At 69.5% G+C, this 20,033-nt stretch carries 17 protein-coding genes; 7 read left to right on the top strand and 10 right to left on the bottom strand.

What is annotated here, in order from left to right:
• The first annotated feature begins 173 nt into the window (after positions 1 to 173).
• Positions 174 to 1,535, top strand: a complete 1,362-nt coding sequence (locus Q7P21_RS03760; RefSeq protein ID WP_304165510.1) for an MmgE/PrpD family protein — start codon at positions 174 to 176, stop codon at positions 1,533 to 1,535.
• On the opposite strand, the gene Q7P21_RS03755 is transcribed toward Q7P21_RS03760, so the two are convergent.
• Positions 1,532 to 2,818: an amidase gene (locus Q7P21_RS03755; protein ID WP_304175821.1), complete on the bottom strand. Its 1,287-nt coding sequence runs from the start codon at positions 2,816 to 2,818 to the stop codon at positions 1,532 to 1,534. The two genes, Q7P21_RS03760 and Q7P21_RS03755, sit on opposite strands and share 4 nt — an antisense overlap.
• 233 nt (positions 2,819 to 3,051) lie before the next feature.
• Between Q7P21_RS03755 and Q7P21_RS03750 the strand changes: the two genes are divergently transcribed.
• Genes Q7P21_RS03750 through Q7P21_RS03725 form a run of 6 tightly spaced genes read left to right on the top strand, consistent with a single transcriptional unit; the run spans position 3,052 to position 11,557 of the window.
• Positions 3,052 to 3,903 carry an amidohydrolase family protein gene (locus Q7P21_RS03750; RefSeq protein WP_304165517.1) on the top strand — a complete coding sequence of 284 codons (852 nt, stop codon included), beginning with the start codon at positions 3,052 to 3,054 and terminating at the stop codon, positions 3,901 to 3,903.
• Positions 3,900 to 5,450: a class I adenylate-forming enzyme family protein gene (locus Q7P21_RS03745; RefSeq protein ID WP_304165519.1), complete on the top strand. Its 1,551-nt coding sequence runs from the start codon at positions 3,900 to 3,902 to the stop codon at positions 5,448 to 5,450. The genes Q7P21_RS03750 and Q7P21_RS03745 overlap by 4 nt, the downstream gene beginning before the upstream one ends.
• 1 nt (position 5,451) lies before the next feature.
• Positions 5,452 to 6,243, top strand: coding sequence for an enoyl-CoA hydratase/isomerase family protein (locus Q7P21_RS03740; RefSeq protein ID WP_304165522.1), 792 nt, complete (start codon positions 5,452 to 5,454; stop codon positions 6,241 to 6,243).
• Positions 6,240 to 7,592 carry an MFS transporter gene (locus tag Q7P21_RS03735; RefSeq protein ID WP_304165525.1) on the top strand — a complete coding sequence of 451 codons (1,353 nt, stop codon included), beginning with the start codon at positions 6,240 to 6,242 and terminating at the stop codon, positions 7,590 to 7,592. Before Q7P21_RS03740 ends, Q7P21_RS03735 begins: the two co-directional genes overlap by 4 nt.
• A 33-nt stretch (positions 7,593 to 7,625) precedes the next feature.
• Positions 7,626 to 9,674 (top strand): hydantoinase/oxoprolinase family protein, encoded by a 2,049-nt coding sequence (locus tag Q7P21_RS03730; protein WP_304175819.1) that lies wholly within the window; start codon positions 7,626 to 7,628, stop codon positions 9,672 to 9,674.
• An 11-nt stretch (positions 9,675 to 9,685) separates the two neighbouring features.
• Positions 9,686 to 11,557: a hydantoinase B/oxoprolinase family protein gene (locus Q7P21_RS03725; protein ID WP_304165529.1), complete on the top strand. Its 1,872-nt coding sequence runs from the start codon at positions 9,686 to 9,688 to the stop codon at positions 11,555 to 11,557.
• 4 nt (positions 11,558 to 11,561) lie between these two features.
• Here Q7P21_RS03725 and Q7P21_RS03720 read toward each other — a convergent pair whose 3' ends face one another.
• The 9 genes from Q7P21_RS03720 to Q7P21_RS03680 all read right to left on the bottom strand — a co-directional run bounded on the left by Q7P21_RS03720 (position 11,562) and on the right by Q7P21_RS03680 (position 20,031).
• Complete coding sequence (locus tag Q7P21_RS03720) at positions 11,562 to 13,586, bottom strand: NADPH-dependent 2,4-dienoyl-CoA reductase (protein ID WP_304165532.1); 2,025 nt, start codon at positions 13,584 to 13,586, stop codon at positions 11,562 to 11,564.
• Positions 13,587 to 13,661: 75 nt separating this feature from the next.
• Positions 13,662 to 14,411: an SDR family NAD(P)-dependent oxidoreductase gene (locus Q7P21_RS03715; protein ID WP_304175817.1), complete on the bottom strand. Its 750-nt coding sequence runs from the start codon at positions 14,409 to 14,411 to the stop codon at positions 13,662 to 13,664.
• Between the two features lie 99 nt (positions 14,412 to 14,510).
• Positions 14,511 to 15,410: a fatty acid desaturase gene (locus tag Q7P21_RS03710; protein ID WP_304175815.1), complete on the bottom strand. Its 900-nt coding sequence runs from the start codon at positions 15,408 to 15,410 to the stop codon at positions 14,511 to 14,513.
• 10 nt (positions 15,411 to 15,420) lie between these two features.
• Positions 15,421 to 16,665: a beta-ketoacyl synthase gene (locus Q7P21_RS03705; protein WP_304175813.1), complete on the bottom strand. Its 1,245-nt coding sequence runs from the start codon at positions 16,663 to 16,665 to the stop codon at positions 15,421 to 15,423.
• On the bottom strand, positions 16,665 to 16,913 hold the full coding sequence (locus Q7P21_RS03700) for an acyl carrier protein (RefSeq protein WP_304165544.1): 249 nt from the start codon (positions 16,911 to 16,913) through the stop codon (positions 16,665 to 16,667). Before Q7P21_RS03700 ends, Q7P21_RS03705 begins: the two co-directional genes overlap by 1 nt.
• Complete coding sequence (locus tag Q7P21_RS03695) at positions 16,910 to 17,674, bottom strand: MipA/OmpV family protein (protein ID WP_304165547.1); 765 nt, start codon at positions 17,672 to 17,674, stop codon at positions 16,910 to 16,912. The genes Q7P21_RS03700 and Q7P21_RS03695 overlap by 4 nt, the downstream gene beginning before the upstream one ends.
• Positions 17,671 to 18,072 carry a hypothetical protein gene (locus Q7P21_RS03690; protein ID WP_304175811.1) on the bottom strand — a complete coding sequence of 134 codons (402 nt, stop codon included), beginning with the start codon at positions 18,070 to 18,072 and terminating at the stop codon, positions 17,671 to 17,673. Before Q7P21_RS03690 ends, Q7P21_RS03695 begins: the two co-directional genes overlap by 4 nt.
• The gene (locus Q7P21_RS03685; protein ID WP_304175809.1) at positions 18,069 to 19,181 is read right to left on the bottom strand and encodes a GNAT family N-acetyltransferase; all 1,113 of its coding nucleotides are present in this window, start codon (positions 19,179 to 19,181) and stop codon (positions 18,069 to 18,071) included. The genes Q7P21_RS03690 and Q7P21_RS03685 overlap by 4 nt, the downstream gene beginning before the upstream one ends.
• A complete protein-coding gene (locus Q7P21_RS03680; protein WP_304165555.1) occupies positions 19,174 to 20,031 on the bottom strand; it encodes a carboxylesterase in 858 nt (285 codons plus the stop codon). The genes Q7P21_RS03685 and Q7P21_RS03680 overlap by 8 nt, the downstream gene beginning before the upstream one ends.
• Between the last annotated feature and the right edge of the window lie 2 nt (positions 20,032 to 20,033).

Raw genomic sequence — 20,033 nt, 5'->3', positions numbered from 1 at the left:
GCCTATCCGGCCCCCGCCGCCTACACCTTCAACTATCGCGGCAAGCCGACCCTGGCCGGCCTGCGCGGCTACGCCGCCTGCGAGGCGATCCGCAACATGGGCGCCGAGCACCAGAAGGACCCTGGCCTGCTGGAATGGATGTACGGCCCCGTCGCCCAGGGCGGGACCGCAGCGTGACCCCATTGACCGTCTCCGAGCGCCTGGTCGCCTTCCTTCGCCAAGGGTCGGCCCAGGGGGTTCCCGACCACGTGCTGCATGAGGCCAATCGCCTGCTGGTCAATCAGCTCAAGGCCTCGGTCGGGGCCATGGACCATCCCGCCGTGAAGATCCTCCACGACTGGTCGCAGCAGGCCGGCTCGGATGAGGCGGGCGTGCTCTGGTTCGGAACCCGGACCACGACCGAGCGCGCCGCCGTGGTGAACGGCGCCCTGTTCGAGGTGCTGGACTTCAACGAGACCTACATCCCCTGCTTCATGCACGCGGTGTCCGGCGTGCTGCCGGCCGTGCTGGCGGTGGCGGAGACGAACGGCGCCAGCGGGCGCCAGGTCCTCACGGCCCTGGCGCTGGGCATAGAGGCCGAGCTGGCCGTGGCCTCGATCCTGATGCCGACCGGCTATTTCCGCGGCTTCGTGCCCGGCGGGATCACCGGCGCGATCGGCGGGGCCGCCGCCTGCGCCCTGCTGGGGGGGCTGGACGACGCGCGCATGCGCGACGCCATCGGCCTGGCCATGAACGCCGGCGCCGGCTTCTACCAGTCGGCCGGCAGCATGGCCCTGCCCTATCTGATGGGCATGACCGCGCGGAATGGCCTCAACGCCTATCAGCTGGCGGCCATGGGGATCGACGCGCCCGCCGCCGCCTTCGAGGGCGACAAGGGCATGCTGTCGTCCTATTCCGACGAGCCGGCCGCCAAGATCGAGACCGTCTTCGCCGAGCTCGGCAAGACCTGGCGGATCATGGGCCAGAGCTACAAGACCATCCCCACCGAGACCATCACCCACGGGCCGATCGAGTGCGCGCTGGCCCTGCTGAAGCGTTCGAACGGGCGCGAGGTGGCCAGGATGCGCTTCGGGGTCGAGGCCATCGTGGTCAAGATCGCCGACGAGCGCGCCGAACGGTTCGGCGTCCCGAGCAGCGACCTGGAGGCCAGGTTCGATCTGCGCCACTGCGCCGCCGCCGCCTGGCTGCGCGGCCGCTTCACCCTGGCCGAGATGAAGCCCGCCGCCTTCACCGATCCCGCCATCCTGGACCTGCGATCCCGCATCGAGCTGGTCGCCGACCCGGAGCACAAGACCTTTGACGGCGCCTCGCTCGAGGTCTTCTACGCCGACGGTTCCAGCGACCGGATCGTGATCCCCAATTTCCGGGGGACGCCAGGCAATCCGATGAGCGACGATGAGCTGTCGGATGTCTTCCGATTGTCGGCGGAGGGCGTGCTGCCCATCGGCCGGGCCCAGGCCGTGCTGGACGCCGCCTGGGGATTGCCCCGGGCCGCCGACATCCGCGCGCTCATGACGTTGGCCAAGATCGGTTAGCCGACGAACACCGCCTCGAAGGCTTCCGCCGCCGCCAGCACCTGGCGGTCGGCGAAACGTGGGCCCGTGACGGTCAGGCCGATCGGCAATCCCTGCGGTCCCGTGAAGCCGGGGACATTGACGCACGGGGTGTGCAGCAGGGTCCACAGGCCGTTGAAGGCCAGGTCGCCCACGCTCTTCAACCCCTCCGGCGCCTCGCCCACCGCGCTGAGCGTCAGCACCGCGTCATAGCCGCCGGCGATCCGGTCAAACGCGATGCGGCCCAGCGCCGCCGCGTCATAGGCCGCCACCAGATCGGCGCGGCTGTAGCCGTCGAGGTTCTCCACCTGGTCGCGCAGGCTGGCCTCCAGCCGGCCGGGAAAGGCCCGGTGTTCGGCCAGGAAGGCGAAACGCCCCTCCGCCCGCATGACCAGGATCTGCTGGGCCGGGAGGGCGGCGAAGGCGGGCGGCAGGTGGAGATCGACCACCTCGGCGCCGGCCTCGCGCAGGGCCTGGGCGCCGGCTTCCAGGGCCGCCTGGCTGGCCGGATCCGCCCTGTCCCAGATCGGGGTGCGGCATAGGCCGATCCGCGCGCCGCGCAGCTGGAAATCTGTCGCCGTCGCGGGCTCCGGATCAAACACGTCAAGCAGCAGCCCGAGGTCGCCTACGCAGCGCCCGAACCAGCCGATGGTGTCGAGGCTCGGCGCATAGGGCTTGGCGCCTTCGCGGCTCACCAGGCCAAAGGTCGGCTTGATCGCGGGCACGCCGCAGAACGAAGCCGGGCGCACGGTCGAGCCCCCCGTCTGTGTGCCGAGCGCCATCGGCACATGGAAGTCCGCCACGGCGGCGGCGGACCCGCTGGACGAGCCGCCCGGCGTCCGTGACAGGTCATGGGGGTTGCGGGTCAGGGCCCGGCGTCCAGTGGCGGCGAACTCCACCGTGTCGGTCTTGCCGAAGATCACCGCGCCCGCTGAGCGGAGCAGGCTGACGCAGGCCGCGTCGAGGTGCGTGTGGCTGCCGACATAGAGCGGGGAATTGTGCTGGGTCGGCATGTCGCGGGTGGCGATCACGTCCTTGATCCCGATCGGCAGGCCATGCAGCGGACCGGAGGGGCCGGCGCGGTCCAGCTCCCGGGCCTGGGCCAGGACCAGCGCCGGGTCGAGGAAGGTCCAGGCGCGGATGTCCGCATCCCGCTCGGCGACCCGCTCCAGGCAGGCGCGGGCGAAGGCCTCGACGCTGAGCGCCCCGGACCGCAGGCGGCCCACGGCTTCGACAGCCGTCAGGTCGGCGGGGTGCTTGGCCATGGCGGACTCCTCGGAACAGCCGGTCGGCCAGCCATACCAGACGCCGTTCCCGGCCGGGTATTCGCAAAGCGCGCGGCCGCTTGATCACTACGCACCGAGCGCGGGGCCGGTAGGGGCGGGAAGCGCATATGTCGGGGTGAAAAACTCATATTTCGGCGCCGGGCGACCCCGATAACACTTTGCCCCGGGCGGCGTCGGCGGAGGGGCCTGACGCGCCAAAGGGTATTCCAGGCATGACCGGCGCCATCGATATCGTCGTCAATCTGTTCACCCCCCATGAGGTGGCCAACCAGCAGACGGGCTTCGACGCGAACTTCACGACCCAGGTCCGGATGCCCGACCACATGACCCAGGGCGTCTCGATCGACGACTATCTGAAGAAGATGGACCGGGCGGGGATCGAGCGGTCGCTGCTGATCGCGGTCCGGGCCGGCGACCGCGACATGCGCGGCTCCTTCGAGATTCCCTACGAACAGGTGGCCCAATGGTGCCGCAAGCATCCCGACCGCTTCTCCGGCCTGGCGGGGGTCGATCCCTATCGCGGGGTCGAGGGGCTGAAGGAGTTGGACCACGCCGTCCGGGAGCTGGGCTTCGTCGGCGCCCACCTCTATCCGCACTGGTTCAAGCTCGCCCCGGACGCGGCGCTCTACTATCCCTACTACGCCCGCTGCGTGGAGCTGGGCGTGCCGATCATGATGCAGGTCGGCCAGAACCTGATCTATCAGAAGACCGTGCGCCTCCCGAGCGTGGCGCGGCCGATCCTGCTGGATCAGGTGGCCATCGATTTCCCGGATCTCAAGCTGATCGGCATCCACGTCGGCGTCCCCTGGACCGACGAGATGATCGCCATGGCCTGGAAGCACGAGAACGTCTTCATCGGCATCGACGCCTATGCCCCCAAGCACCTGCCGCCGGCCCTGGTGCGCTACATGGACTCCTACGGCTCCCACAAGGTGCTGTTCGGCACCGACTGGCCGGTCATCGACCCCGAGCGCGCGGTCGCGGAGATCAAGGCCCACGGGCTGCGTCCGGAATCCTATGAGCGGGTCATGCGCGGCAATGCCCTGAAGGTGTTCCAGCTGTGAGCGCGGGAAGCCTGCCGCAGGGCTTCCGACATCTGACCCTGAGCAGCGGCCTGCGGGCCGCGGCCGGTCGGGATCCGGCCAAGACCGCCCTGATCCTGGGCGAAGCGCGGCGCACCTATGGCCAGGTCGTGGCCAATGTGAACCGCACCGCCAACATGTTGCTGGGGCTTGGCCTGGCGGCGGGCGAGCATGCGGCGATCGTCTCTCCCAATTCCATGGAATATCTGGAGATCGCGGCCGGGGTCTCCGATATCGGCGCGGCCCTGGCCACCCTGAACCCCAAGCTCACGCCGGGCGAACTCGCCGACATCTGCAATGACGCTCAGGCCCGCCTGCTGTTTGTCCATCGCGAGTGCGAGGCCAGCATCGACCCCGCCCGGCTGGAGACGGTGCGCCGCATCATCTGGCTGGACAGCGACTATCCGGCCCTGATGGCCCAGGCGTCGGACGCCTTCAGCCCGCCTGCGATCGATGAATGGGCGACCTTCGCCATCCCCTACACCTCCGGCACCACCGGCAAGCCCAAGGGGGTGATGCTGCCCCACCGGTCGCGGACCCTGGGGTTCCTGGCCTATGCCTCCGAGTACGGGATCTATTCGCCGGACGACCATTTCCTGGCGATCTCGCCCATGTGCCATGGGGCCGGCCTCGCCTACGCCTTCGCCTCGATCTTCATGGGCGGCACGACGGAGATCATGACCCGCTTCGAGCCGGAGGCGGTGCTGGAGGCGATCCACGCCGGCGCGGTCACCGGCGTCTTCACCGTGCCCACCCACTACCACGCCATGTTCGGGTTAGAGCCGGCGACGCTGGAGCGCCTACGCGGCAATCGCCTGCGCGGCATCGTCGCCAACGCCGCGCCCCTGTCCCAGCCCATGAAGGAGCAGATCGTCGACTATTTCGGCGCCGGCCTGCTGAACGAGACCTATGGATCGACCGAGGCCGGGGTGGTGACCAACCTGCGGCCAGCCGATCAGTTGCGGAAGACCCGCTGCGTCGGCCAGCCGATCATGGGCACTCTGCTGCGACTGTTGGACGACGAGGGCCGCGAGGTCGCGCCCGGCGAGGTCGGCGAGCTGCACTCCACCTCGCCCTACCTGTTCAACGGCTACTGGAACAAGCCCGACCAGACGGCCGAGGCCTTCCGCGACGGCTTCGTCAGCGTCGGCGACATGGCGGTGAGGGACGAGGAGGGCTTCGTCTACATCGTCGATCGCAAGAAGGACATGGTGATCACCGGCGGGATGAACGTCTACCCCCGCGAGATCGAGACCCTTCTCGACCAGCATGCCGCCGTCGACGAATGCGCCGTGATCGGCGTGGAGGACCCGCGGTGGGGTGAACAGCTGGTGGCCTATGTGGTCGCCGCGCCGGGCGCATCCGTCTCGACCGAGGCCCTGGCCGCCTACTGCGTCGAGCACCTGGCCCCCTACAAGCGCCCCAAGGCCTTTCGCCCGATCGACGCCCTGCCCCGCAACGCCAACGGCAAGGTTCTGAAGACCGCCCTGCGCGACTTGCACGCCCGCGACATAGAGGAGGTCCGCTGAGATGGCCTATCCATCCCTGAACTACGCAAAGCTTGGCGAGGTCGGCGTGGTCACCTTCGCCACGCCCGCGCGCCTCAACGCCATCAGCGCCCAACGGCTGGACGATCTCGAGGCGGTGCTGACCGACGCCGAAGCCGATCCGCACCTGCGCGCCCTGGTCCTCACCGGGGAAGGCGACCGGGCCTTCTGCGTCGGCCTGGACCTCGACCTGCTGGATATCTGCTTCGCCGATCTCGCCAGGTTCCAGGCCGTGGTCACCCGCGTCGCCGCGATCATCGCGCGGATCGAGGCCCTGCCGATCCCCACCCTGGCGGCGATCAACGGCCTCGCCCGGGCCGGCGGTTTCGAGTTCGCTCTGGGCTGCGACTTCATCATGGTCGCCGACGAGGCCCGGTTCGGCGACGCCCACACCGATTCCGGGGTGCTGCCCGCCGCGGTGACCACGCGACTGAAGCGCAAGATCGGCGACCAGCGCGCCAAGGCGCTGATCTGGAGCGCGCGCTATCTCAGCGGCGCCGAGGCGGTCGAATATGGCCTGGCGCTCAGGTCGGTGCCTCGCGCCCGGCTGCTGGAGGAGAGCCTGGCCTTCCTGGCGACGCTGATCGACAAGCCGCGCGCGACCCTGGCGGCCAGCAAGGCGGTCCTGCAGCAGACCGCCGACCTCTCCCTGGACGACGCGGTCGCCCTCGAGCTCCGCAGCTTCCAGGCCTACATGGCCGGCGAGCCCTATGGCCGGGAGGGCTACACCGCCTTCCGCGAGAAGCGGCCGCCAAGCTGGAAAGTCTTGCCGTGACCCCGCCAGCCCCGGTCGCGACGGAAGACTGGCCGCGCCCAGCCTCGGCCTGGTGGACCGTGGGCGTGCTGCTGGTCGCCTACACCTTCAGCTATGTCGACCGCTCGATCCTCACCATCCTGGTCGAGCCGATCCAGGCCGACCTGCACATCAACGACACCCAGCTCAGCCTGCTGCACGGCTTCGCCTTCGTCATCTTCTACGTCACCCTGGGTGTGCCCCTGGGCTATCTGGCCGACCGCGCCCGCCGGACCCGGCTGGTGGCCGGCAGCATCGCGCTCTGGAGCCTGATGACCGCAGCCTGCGGCCTGACCAGCACCTTCGGCCAGCTGTTCGGCGCCCGGATCGGCGTCGGCATCGGCGAGGCCGGCCTCTCGCCCGCCGCCTATTCCCTGATCGCCGACTGCTTTCCGCCCCAGCGCCGCAGCATGGCGCTCGGGCTCTACGCCGTCGGCATCTATCTGGGCTCGGGTCTCGCCATACTGGGCGGCGGTCTGGTGATCGGCCTGGTGGGCGCCCAACCCATGGTCCACCTGCCGCTGCTTGGCGCGGTGCGGTCCTGGCAGCTGGTGTTCTTCATCGTCGGCCTGCCCGGCCTGCTGGTGGCGGCCCTGGCCGCGAGCCTGCGCGAACCCTCCCGTAAGCTGCAGCGCTCCGAACTGGCGCACGAAGGGCTCCGCGCGGAGTGGGCCAAGATCTGGTCTCACATCGGCGCGCACGGACGCGCCTATGGCCTGATCACCCTGGGCTTCGCCTTCCTGGGCGTGCCGTTCAATGTCGCGGTGCTGTGGGCGCGGCCCTATCTGTCCCGCCATTTCGGGATGACGCCGTCCCATGGCGCCTATTTGGTCGGGGCCCTGATGCTGGTCTGTGCGACCGCCGGCATCGTGGTCGGCAGCCTGGTCTGTGATCGGCTGCAGGCCCGCCGGCCCGACGCCACGGTGCGGATCGGGCTGGTCGCCGCGTTCCTGGTGCTGCCCCCTGTGGTCCTCTTCCCCTTGGCCCCGACCGTGCCTCTGGCCGCCGCCGCGCTCGGCGCCCTGCTGTTCTTCGGCGCCTTCGCCTATGGCGCGGCGCCCGCCTCCCTGCAGCTGATCACGCCCAATCGCATGCGCGCCAGCGTCTCCGCCCTCTATCTGGTGCTGGTCAATCTGGTCGGGCTGACGGCGGGTCCGCTGATCACCGGGGCGCTGACCGACTACGTCTTCCATGACAAGGCCGCGGTCGGAACCTCGGCGGCCATTGTCGGCGTCGGCGGGGCCCTGGTCGCGGCCCTGGCCTTCGCCCTGCTGCTCAAGCCCTTCGCCCGCGCCGTCCAGGCCCAGGCCGACGCGCTGGCGGCGAACTGACCCCCCTCTCCGAGCTTTGAAGGATCACACGGCATGGGCTTTCGATTGGGCGTCGACGTCGGGGGAACCTTCACCGACCTGCTTTTGTTCAACGACGCGACCGGCGCCTTCTGGCGCCACAAGACCCCGTCGACGCCACATGACAGCTCCGAGGGCATCCTCGACGGGGTCAATGTCATCTGCGGCCAGGCCGGCGTCACCCCAAAGGACGTCTCCGTGTTCCTGCACGGCACGACCGTGGCCACCAACGCGGTCCTGGAGGGCAAGGGCGCGCGGGTGGGCCTGGTCACCACCGAGGGCTATCGCCAGATCATGCAGATCGCCCGCAGCTTCGTGCCCGGCGGCCTTGCCGGCTGGATCGTGTGGCCCAAGCCCCAGCCCATGGCCCGCCTGGAGGACACCGTCGAGATCAAGGGGCGGATGGACGCTCAGGGCCGCGAAGTCCGCCCGGTGGATGACGCCGACATCCGCGCTCAACTCGAAAGGCTGAAGGCGCAGGGGGTCGAGGCCCTGACCATCTCGCTGATCAACGCCTACCTCAATGGCGACCATGAGCGGCGGGTGGCGGCGATCGCCGCAGAGGTCATGCCCGATGTCCCGCTGTCGCTCAGCCACGTCGTCCTGCCCGAGATGCAGGAATATGAGCGCACCCTGACCACCGTGGCCAATGCGGCCGTGCGCCCGATCGTCGGCCGCTATGTCCGCAACCTGCGTGAGCGCCTGACCAAGGTCGAGATGACCGGCCAGCTGTCGCTGCTGCGCTCTGACGGCGGCCTGATGTCGTCCCAGAAGAGCGAGGAACATCCGGTCGCCCTGCTGATGTCCGGCCCGGCCGGGGGCGTCACCGGCGCGCTCTGGGTGGCCCGCAACGCCGGGCTGAACAACATCCTGACCCTGGATGTCGGCGGCACCTCCACCGACGTGGCCTTGATCGAGAACGGCGAGCCACGCCGGGTGCGCACCACGGAGGTGGGACACCTCTCGGTCCGGGCCTCGTCGCTCGACGTCAAGACGGTGGGGGCCGGGGGCGGCTCGATCGCCTATGTGCCGGAACTGACCCGGGCCCTGCGGGTCGGTCCGCAATCCGCCGGGGCGGCGCCCGGGCCCGTCGCCTATGGCAAGGGCGGCGTCGAGCCCACGGTGACCGACGCCAATGTGGTGCTGGGCTATCTGCCCGAGAACCTGCTGGGCGGGACCTTCAAGCTCGATCGGGAGGGCGCCAAGCGGGCGGTGCAGACCATCGCCGACAAGCTGGGCATCGGCCTGATGGAGGCGGCGCGCGGCATCATCGACATCGTCAATGAGAACATGTTCGGGGCCCTGCGGATGATCTCCGTCCAGCAGGGCTACGATCCGCGCGAATTCGCCCTGATGGGTTTCGGGGGCGCTGGGCCCCTGCACGTCAACGCCGTCGCCCGGCTGATGGGCAGCTATCCGGCGGTCTCGCCGGTCTCGCCGGGCGTGCTCTGCGCCCTGGGCGACGCCACGACCCGGATGCGCACCGAGACTGCGCGGTCGCTCTCCAAGCGCACCTCCGACACCAGCGCCGACGAACTGATCGCCTTGCTGCGCGACATGGAGACCCAGGTCCGCGCCGAACTGATGGCCGACGGCGTCGCCGAGGCCGAGATCGAGACCAGCTTCGAGGTCGATATCCGCTATTCCGGCCAGGCCTTCGAAGTGCCGATGAGCCTCGCGCTGGCTGACCTGGAGCAAGGTGGGCTCAAGGCGCTGACCACCCGCTTCGACCATGAGCACCACAGGCTGTTCACCTTCAATATGGACGCCGAGCACGAGGTGGTGAACCTTCGCGCCGTCGCGCTCGGACGATCCCTCGAGCTGCCGTCCCAGCCCCTGCCGAAGGGCGATGGCGACCCCTCGGCCGCCAAGCTGCGCGACCACGAACTGTGGATGGACGGCGGACCCCAGGCGGCCGTGATCTATGACCGCGCCCGCCTGCTGGCCGGTGACGTCATCCCCGGTCCGGCGATCGTCATCGAGATGGACTCCACCACCCTGATCGAGACCCGCCACCGCGGCGTGGTCGACGCCGTCGGCAATATCCTGATCACCCCCGTCTGAGAGGCCAAGCCATGCCCGCAAGGATCATTCAGGCGAACGAGACGCCTTTCGCGACCGTGGCGATCGACCCGGTCACCCTGGACATCATCGAGAACGCGCTGCGAAACGCCCGGATCGAGATGGACACCACCCTGGTGCGCACGGCCATGTCGCCGGGCATCCGCGAACAGGGCGACGCCTTTCCGCTGATCGCCGACCACAAGGGCCGGATGATCGTCGGCCAGTTCGGCTCCTATATCGGCCCCTTCCTCGACGGCTATGACGGGGTGGTCGAGGACGGGGACATGATCTTCCTGTCCGACCCCTATTCGGTGGAGGGCGCGATCAGCCACTCCAACGACTGGCTGGTGCTGTTGCCGGTGTTCAAGGACGGCCGCCTGGTCGCCTACACCTCGATGTTCGGCCACATGTCGGACATCGGCGGCAAGGTCGCCGGCTCCATGCCGATCGACGCCCATTCGATCTTCGAGGAGGGCGTCCGCATCCCGCCCGTGAAGATCTGGAAGCGCGGCGTCTATAACGAGGACCTCATCAAGCTGATCATGCACCAGACCCGCATGCCGGAATGGTGCAAGGCCGATCTCAACGCCCTGATCGCCGCCTGCCGGGTCGCCGCGCGCCGCGTGGTCGAGATGTGCGACCGCTTCGGCGACGACGTCTTCGCCTCGGCCACAGAGGAGCTGCTGGCCCGCAACCACCGGGCCATGAAGCAGCTGATCGAGAGCTCCATCGGCGAGGCGCCGGTGACCTTCGAGGACTATATCTGCGACGATGGCCTGGGCTTCGGGCCCTACAAGATCCGCTGCGCCATGTGGCGGGAGAACGGCAAGGTGGTGCTGGATTTCGCCGGCACCGACCCCCAGAGCGACGGCTCGATCAATTTCCTGCTGAACGAGAACATGATGCGCATGTTCTTCGGCATCTACATGATCATGGTCTTCGACCCGCAGATCCTGTTCAACGACGGCTATTACGATCTGATCGATGTGCGCATTCCGGAAGGCTCCCTGCTGAAGCCGAAGTTCCCGGCCGCCCTCAGTGGCCGGACCCATGCCTTGGGCCGCCTCTTCGACATCCTCGGCGGCCTGCTCGGCCAGAAGACGCCGGAGTTCCTCAACGCCGCTGGCTTCTCCTCCAGCCCTCACCTGTTCTATTCGGGCCGCGACGGCGAGGGCCGCTGGTTCCAGCTGTTCCAGATCGGGTTCGGCGGCATTCCAGGCCGCCCGCTGGGCGACGGGCCGGACGGACACTCCCTGTGGCCCAACTTCACCAATGTGCCCAACGAGTTCCTGGAGCGCTATTTCCCCCTGCGCATCGAGCGCTATGAGACCGTGCCGGACTCCGGCGGCGCCGGCCTGCACCGGGGTGGCAACGGCATCATCATGTCCTATCGCTTCCTCGAGCCGGGACTGATCGCCATCCACGACGACCGCTGGTTCATCCCCCCGTGGGGCGTGAACGGCGGCGCGCCCGGCGCCCGGGCCCGCAAGATCCTGGAGAAGCCGGACGGGACCCAGGTCGTGGTCGCCAACAAGCGCGAGGACATCCGCGTCGAGGCCAACGACGTGCTGCACTTCATCACCTGGGGCGGCGGCGGCTGGGGTGATCCGCTGGAGCGCGCGCCGGAGCTGGTCGCCCTCGAGGTCCGCCAAGGCCTGGTCAGCCTGGCCGGGGCGCAGGCCTATGGGGTGGTGATCGCCGACGATGGCGAAGCCGACGCGCCCGCCACCCAGGCGCTGCGCCGGGTGATGGCCGGTGCGCGCGCGGCCGAGCTTCCGACCTTCAACTACGGCCCGACGATCGAGCATCTGCGACAGGCGTCCGAGGCCGAGACCGGCCTGCCCGCGCCTCGGCAGCCGGTCTGGGCGTCTGGCGGCGGCTGACCGGTCAGACGGCGGCCGCCAGCTCCGTCGCCTGGTTGATGGCCTGCTTGGCGTCGAGCTCCGCCGCCTCGAAGGCGCCGCCGACCAGGGTGGAGCGCACCCCGGCCTGCTGCAACTGGTCGAACAGGTCGCGCTTCGACAGCTGCCCGGCGCAGACGATCACCGTGTCGACCTCCAGCAGCACCGGCTGGTCGCCGACCCGGGCATGCAGGCCGGCGTCGTCGATCTTCAGATATTCGACGCCATTCAGCATCTTCACGCCGCGACGTTGCAGGGTCAGCCGGTGGGTCCAGCCGGTGGTCTTGCCCAGGGACTTGCCCACCGCGTCGGACTTGCGCTGCATCAGGGTGACGTCGCGGTCGGACCTCGCCACCTGCGGCTCCACGCCCGTGACGCCGCCCCGCGGGTGGTTGGCGAAGTCGATGCCCCATTCTTTGGCGAACACATCGATGTCCATCGACGCCGAAACCCCGGCATGGGTGATCAGCTCGGCGACGTCGAAGCCGATGCCGCCGGCCCCCATGATCGCCACGCGCTTGCCGACCGGACGCCGGCCGAGGATCACGTCGATATAGCTGACCACCTTGGGGTGATCGATGCCCTCCAGCTGCGGCGTGCGCGGCTCGATGCCGGTGGCGACGATCACCTCGTCAAAGCCTGCGGTCTTCAGCTGGGCGGCGTCGACCGTGGTGTTCAGCTTGAGCTCGACGCCCAGCACCTCGATGCGCTTGCGGAAGTAGCGCAGGGTCTCGTCGAACTCTTCCTTGCCGGGGATGCGCCGGGCCAGGTTGAACTGGCCGCCGATGTCCGGGCCGGCCTCGAACAGGGTGACCCGGTGGCCGCGTTCCGCCGCGACGGTGGCGTAGGCCAGGCCCGCGGGGCCGGCGCCGACGACGGCCAGCGTCTTGGCCGCCGTGGTCGGCGGATAGTTCAGCTCCGTCTCGCGGCAGGCGCGCGGATTGACCAGGCAGCTGGTCAGCCGACCGGTGAAGGTGTGGTCGAGGCAGGCCTGGTTGCAGGCGATGCAGGTGTTGATCTCGTCTTCGCGCCCCTGCTGGGCCTTCAGCACCAGGTCCGGGTCGGCCAGCATCGGGCGGGCCATGGAGATCAGGTCGGCGTCGCCCCGGGCCAGCACGGCCTCGGCCACGTCGGGCATGTTGATGCGGTTGCTGGTGATCAGCGGGACGGTCAGCTCCTTGCGCAGGCGTCCCGTCACCTGGGCGAAGGCGGCGCGCGGCACCATGGTGGCGATGGTCGGAACCTGGGCCTCGTGCCAGCAGAAATGGGTCGAGACGATGCTGGCGCCGGCGCTGACCACCGCCTTGCCCAGGGTGACCACCTCGTCCCAGGCCATGCCGCCCTGCAGCATGTCCATGGCGGCGATCCGGAACACCACGATGAAGTCGGCGCCCACCGCCTCGCGCACCCGGCGCACCACCTCGACGGGGAAGCGCATGCGGTTCTCGAAGCTGCCGCCCCACTGGTCGTTGCGCTGGTTGGTGCGCTCCACCAGGAAGGTCGACAGCAGATAGCCGGCCGAGCCGATGATCTCGACGCCGTCATAGCCGGCCAGCTTGGCCATGGCCGCGCAGTTGGCGAAGTCGCCGAGCTGCTTCTCGATCCCGTCGGCGTCCAGTTCGTTGGGGACATTGGGCGCGATGCGGGCGCGGATCGCCGAGGGCGCGACGGCGTCGGCGCTCCGGGCCAGGGACCCGGCGTGCAGGATCTGCAGGCAGATCTTCACGTCCGGATCGGCGGCGTGAACGGCTTCAGTGACGGTGCGGTGCTGGGCGGCCTCCTCGAGGGTGGCGAGCTTGGCGCCGCCGCCGGCTTCCCGGTTGGGCCCGATGCCGCCGGTGATGATCATGCCGACCCCGCCCCGGGCGCGTTCGGCGAAATAGGCCGCCTGGCGCGCGAAGCCATTGGGAATGTCCTCGAGCCCCGTGTGCATCGAGCCCATGATCACCCGGTTCTTCAACCGGGTGAAACCGAGGTCGAGGGGCGAAAACAGGTTCGGGTACTTGGTCATCGCGGTCATTCCTGGCCCTGGCGTTTTGGCGTCATGATTGGGGCGGCCGACGGGGCCGTCCAGTAGGAATTGCGGCTAGAGCGGACTGGCGAGATGGCCGCCATCGACCACCAGCACACTGCCGGTCATGTAGGCCGAGGCGTCGGAGGCCAGCAGCAGCAGCGGCCCGTCGAGGTCCGACATCTCGCCGAAGCGGCGCTGGGGGATGCGCTTGCGCATCTCCTCGCCATGGGCCGAGGTCAGGAACTCGCGGTTGAGATCGGTTTCGATATAGCCCGGCGCGATGGCGTTCACCCGGATGCCGAAGCGGGCCCACTCCATGGCCAGCGCCTTGGTCATGTGGATCACCGCCGCCTTCGAGGGCGCGTAGGCCGCGGCCGCCAGCGCCGTCCTCAGCCCGGTGATCGAGGCGATGTTGATGATCGAACCACCGTGCTCGGCGCGCCGCATGACCCGCGCCGCCTCGCGGGCGACATAGAAGGCGCCATGCACATTGACGTCGAAGATCGAACGCCACTCGTCGCCCTCGCAGTCGATGGCCTTGCTGGGGCCTGCGACGCCGGCGTTGTTCACGACGATGTCCAGCCGCTCCAGTCCGCTCAGGGCGGCGACCACCTGGTCCTCGTCGCCCACGTCGAGCCGCAGCGCCTGGGCGCGACCGCCCTCGGCCTCGATCCCGGCCACCAGGCTATCCAGCAACTCCACGCGCCGCGCGGCGGCGATGACCTGCGCGCCGGACCGGGCGAGCAGGCGGCAGAAGTGGTGGCCGAAGCCGCTCGAGGCCCCGGTGACCAGGGCGGTGGCGCCGGACAGGTCGGTGTGCATGCGTTCCCCAGGAAGCCGGCGCGACGGGCGCCAGCACAGCCGAAGCATGGGAGCCCCTGCGGAAGGCAAGCCGCGACGACATCCGACGCCGCCAGGGCCCTAGGCGGAAGCCGTGGGAACCTTCCAGGCGGTGCGATCGAGGAACCCCAGGACATGCGGCCAGGCCATGATCCGCACCCCGGCGGCGGCCTGGGCGTCGCCGATCTCGGCCCGCAGCCGGGCCATCTGCGTCCAATGCTGCTGGGGTCGATAGTGGTGCTCGGCGTGATAGCCGTTGTTCAGGAACAGCCAGTTGTAGATCGGCTCATAGGTGGAGACGCCCGCCGCGATCGGCTGTTCCGGCTCGGCGCCCAGATGTTCGTAATAGGCGATCAGGAACGAGAGGCTCTGGCCCAGATAGTAGAAGGGCGCGAGCACCAGCACGAAGTCCCAGCGGAGGACCAGCAGGGCCGCATAGACCGCGATCATCACCCAGAACTCATGCAGCGCCCGGGCCCCCTCCTTCGGGCGCTTGGCGGCGATCTCCCGGGCCACGGTGAAGGGGTCGTCGTCGCGCCAGAACCCCATCAGGACGTAGGCGATCATCGGCTCGGCCTTGCCGTCGGCGCCGTGCCTGTAGATCGAGATCGGATCGATGGTCTGTCCGTCGGCGTCCGGCCGGTCCGAATTGCCGGCGTGATGGCGCATGTGGACATAGCGATACATGGTCTGGGGGACGCCGTTCTCCAGGGTCAGGGCGTATTCGGTGATCCGGTTCAAGAGCTTGGAGCGGAAGAACGGGTTGTGGATGAAGTTGTGCGCGACGGAATCCTGGTTCCAGCCGATGGCCAGCGCATAGGCCGCCGCGCCGCCCAGCCGCGCGCCCCAGCCCAGATGCGGCCAGGCCAGGAAGAAGGCCGCCAGCAAGGCCAGGTGGACATAGACCAGCAGGGCCGGGACCGCGTCCCACCGGCTGCGCCGGAACAGGCCAGTGGTCATGTATCGCCGCTCGGGGGTCATGGTCGTGCTCCTATTCCGCGCCCGGCCCGGCGAAGGCCATCGAGACATTGAGGCCGCCAAAGGCGAAAGCGTTCAGCACCGCATGCCGCGCGGTGATCGCCCGCGCCGCGCCCAGCACAAGGTCGAGATCACAGTCCGGATCGGCGCCCAGATGGCCCTGGATCGGCGGCGCCAGGCCCGCCGCCAGCGCCTTCAGCGCGATCACCGTCTGCAGGGCGGCTGAGCCGCCGATCAGGTGGCCGTGTGCGCTCTTGGTGGCGATCACCGGATGGCGGCCGGCCCGGTCGCCGAACACCGCCCGGATGGTCGCCGCCTCGTTCTGGTCGTTCAGCGGGGTGCCGGTGCCATGGGCGGCGATCAGCACCTGGTCGAGGTCCAGCAGCTGGCCGGCGAGGCAGGCGCCGCTCAGGGCCGCCTGGGTCCCGTCCAGCGAGGGCTGGGTGATGTGGAAGGCGTCGGAGCTCATGCCGGCCCCCAGATATTCGCCGAGGATGGTGGCCCCCCGCGCCTTCGCGTGTTCGTACTCCTCGAGGATCAGGACCGCCCCGCCCTCGCCCATCACCATGCCGTCCCGCCCCGCCGAGAACGGCCGGCAGGTGGTGTCGGAGAGCGCGTGGATCGCCTGCCAGCCGGCCATGGAGCCCGGGGTGGCGATGGCCTCCGAGCCGCCGACCACCGCGATGTCGGCGAGGCCCGTCTGGATCAGCCCCGCGCCCTGCACCACCGCGTGGGCCGAGGAGGCGCAGGCGCTGGAGGTGGCGAACACCGGGCCGTGGATGACGAACTGCATGGCCACCGCGCTGGCCGCGCCGGAGACCATGACCTTGGGCACGCTGGTCGGATGCATGCGCTGGGTCTTCTGGCCGAAGAACCGTTCATAGGATTTTTCCAGGGTCTCCTGGCCGCCCTGGCCATGGCCCAGCACCACCGCCGTCCGCCGACCCAGGGCCGGGTGATCGACCAGGCCCGCCTGGTCCAACGCCTCGAAGGCCGCGCTCAGGGCGAACAGCGCGAACCGGTCGAGGGTCGCGGAGATCTTGCGGCCCATCCGCGCCTCCAGCGCGCCGGCGAAACCCGGCTGGACCAGGGCGGCCGGCAGGGTCACGGGCTCCGGCCCATGGGCGCCGGGGTCGAACAGATGCGGGGCGACGCCGCACACCCCGTCCCGCGCCGCGACCCAGTTGGCCTCGGCGTCCGCGCCCAGGGCGGAGACCGCGCCCAGGCCGGTGACCACGATCCGTCGGGGCGAACTCATCACGCCTCCGGCTCGGCGTTGATCTTGCCGAGCAGGAAATCCATCATCTCGCCGACCGTGCTCATCTGCGGCATCTCGCCTTCCTCGATGACCACGCCGAACTTCTCCTCCAACTCGAACAGCAGGCTGATCACGTCGATGGAGGAGATGCCGAGGTCGGCCAGGGTGGCCTCGCGCACCAGGCGGGCGCGATCCAGGATCGCCTCCTCGCTCAGCATGTCGAGCAGCTCGGATTCCGTGGCTTTCATGGCCGGCTCCTTAGGGGGGATGTGGACCAGTGGAGGACAATGCCGATTGAGGCGGTGATCACGTTGCGGCTGGGGAACAGGCCGCGAGAGGGCAACTCGCCCAGCATGCGGTCGGCGCTGATCTCGGCCACCAGGCGGGTGTTGGGCGTGAGGTCGCGCGCCGCGTCGACCTGGAAGCCGGCGGTCAGATAGTCGTTGTCGTGGAAGTGGGGCCCGCCAAAATGCGGGGGCGGCGCGCGGCGCTGTCCAAAATATTCCTCGGTGAACCTCTGGTCCGCCCAGGCCAGCCGCGCCTCGGCGCCGACCTCCAGCTTGGGCGTGACCCTGCCCCCGGTGTCGAAGGCGAGGTCGCCCGACCAGCCGCGATAGCCATTGAGCGCCCGGCGCATCCGCAGTTCGATATTGCCGACCGGCGTCTGCTTCTCGACGAAGCCGCCGACCTCGACTGCGTCGCGGGTGCGGAACCCGCGCTTGGGCAGGTCGTCATTGAACGACTGCCGATACTCGGCCACCGGCCCGGCCGTCAGGGTCCCGGCCTTCAGCAACTTCCACTTGCCGCCGTCGTCGATGCTGACGCTGAGGTCCTCGCCATAGGTGGCCGCCAGCACCGGCAGGAGATCGGTGCGATAGGTCTCCGAGCCCAGGTGTGCGGGACGCACCCGGCCGACCGCGCCCCAGTCCACGGTCCAGTCCGGCGCGGTCGCGAAGGCGGGCCCGGCCATCAGGGCCAGCAGACCGACCAGGGCGAGCAGGCGCCTCACGCCTCCGCCTCCCCGTCGCCCAGCAGCCAGACGCCCAGCAGGATCGCCATGCTGCCGGCGACCTGGGACGCGGTGACCGGCTCGCCGAACAGGGTCCAGCCCATGCCGATCACCAGCATGTAGCCGATGGCGGTCATCGGGAAGGCGGCGCTGAGCTTCAGGTGGGTCAGGACCAGCATCCAGACCGCCAGGGTTACGACCTCCAGCCCGGCCCAGGCCTGGACGAAGGGACTGTGGATCGCCGCCGCCAGCCAGCCCCAGCCAAACGACAGGCCCAGCAGGGCATGGGCCGTGCGCTCGGCCAGATACTGGTTGCCGAGCCCCAGCAGGGGCATGGCCAGCCAGACCAGCCCCCGGGCGACCTTCACGAACAGCGGCGAGGCGACCGACCGGCTCATGCGGCGGCCCCCTCTGCGGTCGGGTCATCGGCGAACAGCGGCGCGGCCCACTTCAGCGCCCGGTCGATCAGGGGCTGGCGATGGCGGAAGAACATCTCGGTCGGCGGGAAGGCGCAGCCCAGCCGGCGCTTGGCGCCGTAGCCGGCCTGGCCGCTCTGATAGCGCCTCAGCCCCCGCTCCAGGCACAGGCCGATATTGTGCAGCCAGCTGATGAAATAGAGATCGTGGGCGGGGCCACGGTCCGTCTCCATGCAGAAGAACTTGTCGAGCAGGGTCTCTGCGTCCTGCAGCAGCAGGTTGAAGCCGATCAGGTCGTCGCCGGCGAAATAGAGCACGCAGAACGCCCGCTCGCCCATGCGCGCCAGCACCCCGGTGAAATAGGCCGCGGTCAGGTTCTCCAGCTGCTGGTCGGCGCGGGCGCGGGTCTGCGCGTAGAGCGCCTCGATCCGGGCTTCCAGGCCTGAAAGGTCGCGGCGCTCTTCGATCCTGAGCGCCGCTGCGCCGCGCAGCTTGCGGCGCAGGTCCTTGCGGGTGGCGCGGCTGAGCCCGGCGAGATAGCCGTCGAGGTCGGCGAAATCGATGTCGAGCACGGCGCTCGGCATGCCGGGCGTCGGCTGGTAGCCGAGCGCGCGGGCCGCCTGGCCGACATGGACGATGGCGACCGGGGCGTCCTTCACCGCGATCAGGCCACAACCCTCGGCGAGGGTCGCCGTCTCGAAGGCCTGCAGCGCCAGGCGAGCGATCTCGCCATGGCGAGCCGGATCGACCCCGGGCGCGACACCCAGGCCGACATCCTCGGTGCAGGGCGAACCCAGGGCCGCGAGGCGGACCGTGAAGGCGCGGGGCGCAAGGCGGCGGATCGCGGCCACCAGCCCCCGGCCCGCTCCGTTCAGGGTGGTGTCCAGGGGATAGTCGCAGATGAAGCCCGGAGCGGCGCCCACGGGACGGCCCTCGTCGGACACCAGCACATAGCGAAAGGCGAAGTCGCTCAGACCCGCGCCCTCGACCGCCGCGAGATAGTCGAACCCCTCCAGCGCGCCCGGGAAACAGGCGTCCCAGGCGGGCTGTCCCACCTGATGGATCGAGGTCAGGACCCGCGCCTCAAGCACCGCTCGCCTCCCGGACCAAGCGCGGGGAGCGGGCCTCCATGGGCGGCGCGCCGAAGAAGTCGGCGGTCAGGTCGGCCACATGGTCGCGCTGCAGATCGACGTGGATCATGTGATAGCAGTCGTCGAGCAGATGCAGTTCGGTCGGGCCGCCCAGGGCCTTGCGCAGACGCTCCGAATTGCGCGGATGGGCCATGTCGTCGTCGCGGGCGTGAACCAGCAGGGTCGGAATGCGGATCTCGCCGCCGACCTGATCCAGGTGCCTGGCCAGGCGATACATCTCCGCCATGGCCCCCAGCGGCAGCCGATCGAGGGCGCCGGGGATCACCGAGCCCTGGGTCGCCGTCATGCCGTCGCGCAGCCGCTCGTCCTTGAGACCATAGGGATAGGGCTCCTCGAAGCTCAGCCGGCGGATCAGGGGCAAGCCGGCGAAGGGCTCCACCAGGGGCGCGACCGGGCTGTACCAGCGCTGCATGTTCCAGCCGTCATAGCGGTAGGTCATGGAATAGACGGCGGCGGCCTTGATGCGCGGCTCCTCGGCGGCGAGCGCCAGCCCCAGCCCTCCGCCGACGCAGATGCCGGCCACATAGACCTCGTCATGATCGGCCTGCAGGTCCTCCAGAGTCTTGCGCAGGCTGTCGCGCCAGGCGCGCCAGTCGGTGCGCAGCAGGTGGGCCTCGTCCAGGCCATGCCCGGCCAGCAGCGGCGCGGCGACCGACAGGCCGCGCTTGTACAGCCGCCGGGCCAGGAACTTCATCTCGCCCGGCGCCCCGGTCAGGCCATGGACCAGCAGCACGGCCTTGCCGCTCTTGGCGTCGAGCCTGAAGCTGAAATCGCGGATCTGGGCGGTCATGG

Origin of the sequence: Phenylobacterium aquaticum (assembly GCF_947378715.1) — a bacterium.
Lineage (GTDB): Bacteria > Pseudomonadota > Alphaproteobacteria > Caulobacterales > Caulobacteraceae > Phenylobacterium > Phenylobacterium aquaticum_A.
The sequence above is the reverse complement of the archived record's forward strand: the minus strand, read 5'-3'. Positions and strand labels throughout refer to the sequence as shown.

Bases quoted from the DNA above. Each gene is read 5' to 3' on its own strand.
- Q7P21_RS03690 (WP_304175811.1), bottom strand. From the start codon at position 18,072: ATGAGCCGGTCGGTCGCCTCGCCGCTGTTCGTGAAGGTCGCCCGGGGG.
- Q7P21_RS03725 (WP_304165529.1), top strand. From the start codon at position 9,686: ATGCCCGCAAGGATCATTCAGGCGAACGAGACGCCTTTCGCGACCGTG.
- Q7P21_RS03705 (WP_304175813.1), bottom strand. From the start codon at position 16,665: ATGAGTTCGCCCCGACGGATCGTGGTCACCGGCCTGGGCGCGGTCTCC.
- Q7P21_RS03755 (WP_304175821.1), bottom strand. From the start codon at position 2,818: ATGGCCAAGCACCCCGCCGACCTGACGGCTGTCGAAGCCGTGGGCCGC.
- Q7P21_RS03700 (WP_304165544.1), bottom strand. From the start codon at position 16,913: ATGAAAGCCACGGAATCCGAGCTGCTCGACATGCTGAGCGAGGAGGCG.
- Q7P21_RS03720 (WP_304165532.1), bottom strand. From the start codon at position 13,586: ATGACCAAGTACCCGAACCTGTTTTCGCCCCTCGACCTCGGTTTCACC.
- Q7P21_RS03710 (WP_304175815.1), bottom strand. From the start codon at position 15,410: ATGACCCCCGAGCGGCGATACATGACCACTGGCCTGTTCCGGCGCAGC.
- Q7P21_RS03740 (WP_304165522.1), top strand. From the start codon at position 5,452: ATGGCCTATCCATCCCTGAACTACGCAAAGCTTGGCGAGGTCGGCGTG.
- Q7P21_RS03715 (WP_304175817.1), bottom strand. From the start codon at position 14,411: ATGCACACCGACCTGTCCGGCGCCACCGCCCTGGTCACCGGGGCCTCG.
- Q7P21_RS03730 (WP_304175819.1), top strand. From the start codon at position 7,626: ATGGGCTTTCGATTGGGCGTCGACGTCGGGGGAACCTTCACCGACCTG.
- Q7P21_RS03680 (WP_304165555.1), bottom strand. From the start codon at position 20,031: ATGACCGCCCAGATCCGCGATTTCAGCTTCAGGCTCGACGCCAAGAGC.
- Q7P21_RS03750 (WP_304165517.1), top strand. From the start codon at position 3,052: ATGACCGGCGCCATCGATATCGTCGTCAATCTGTTCACCCCCCATGAG.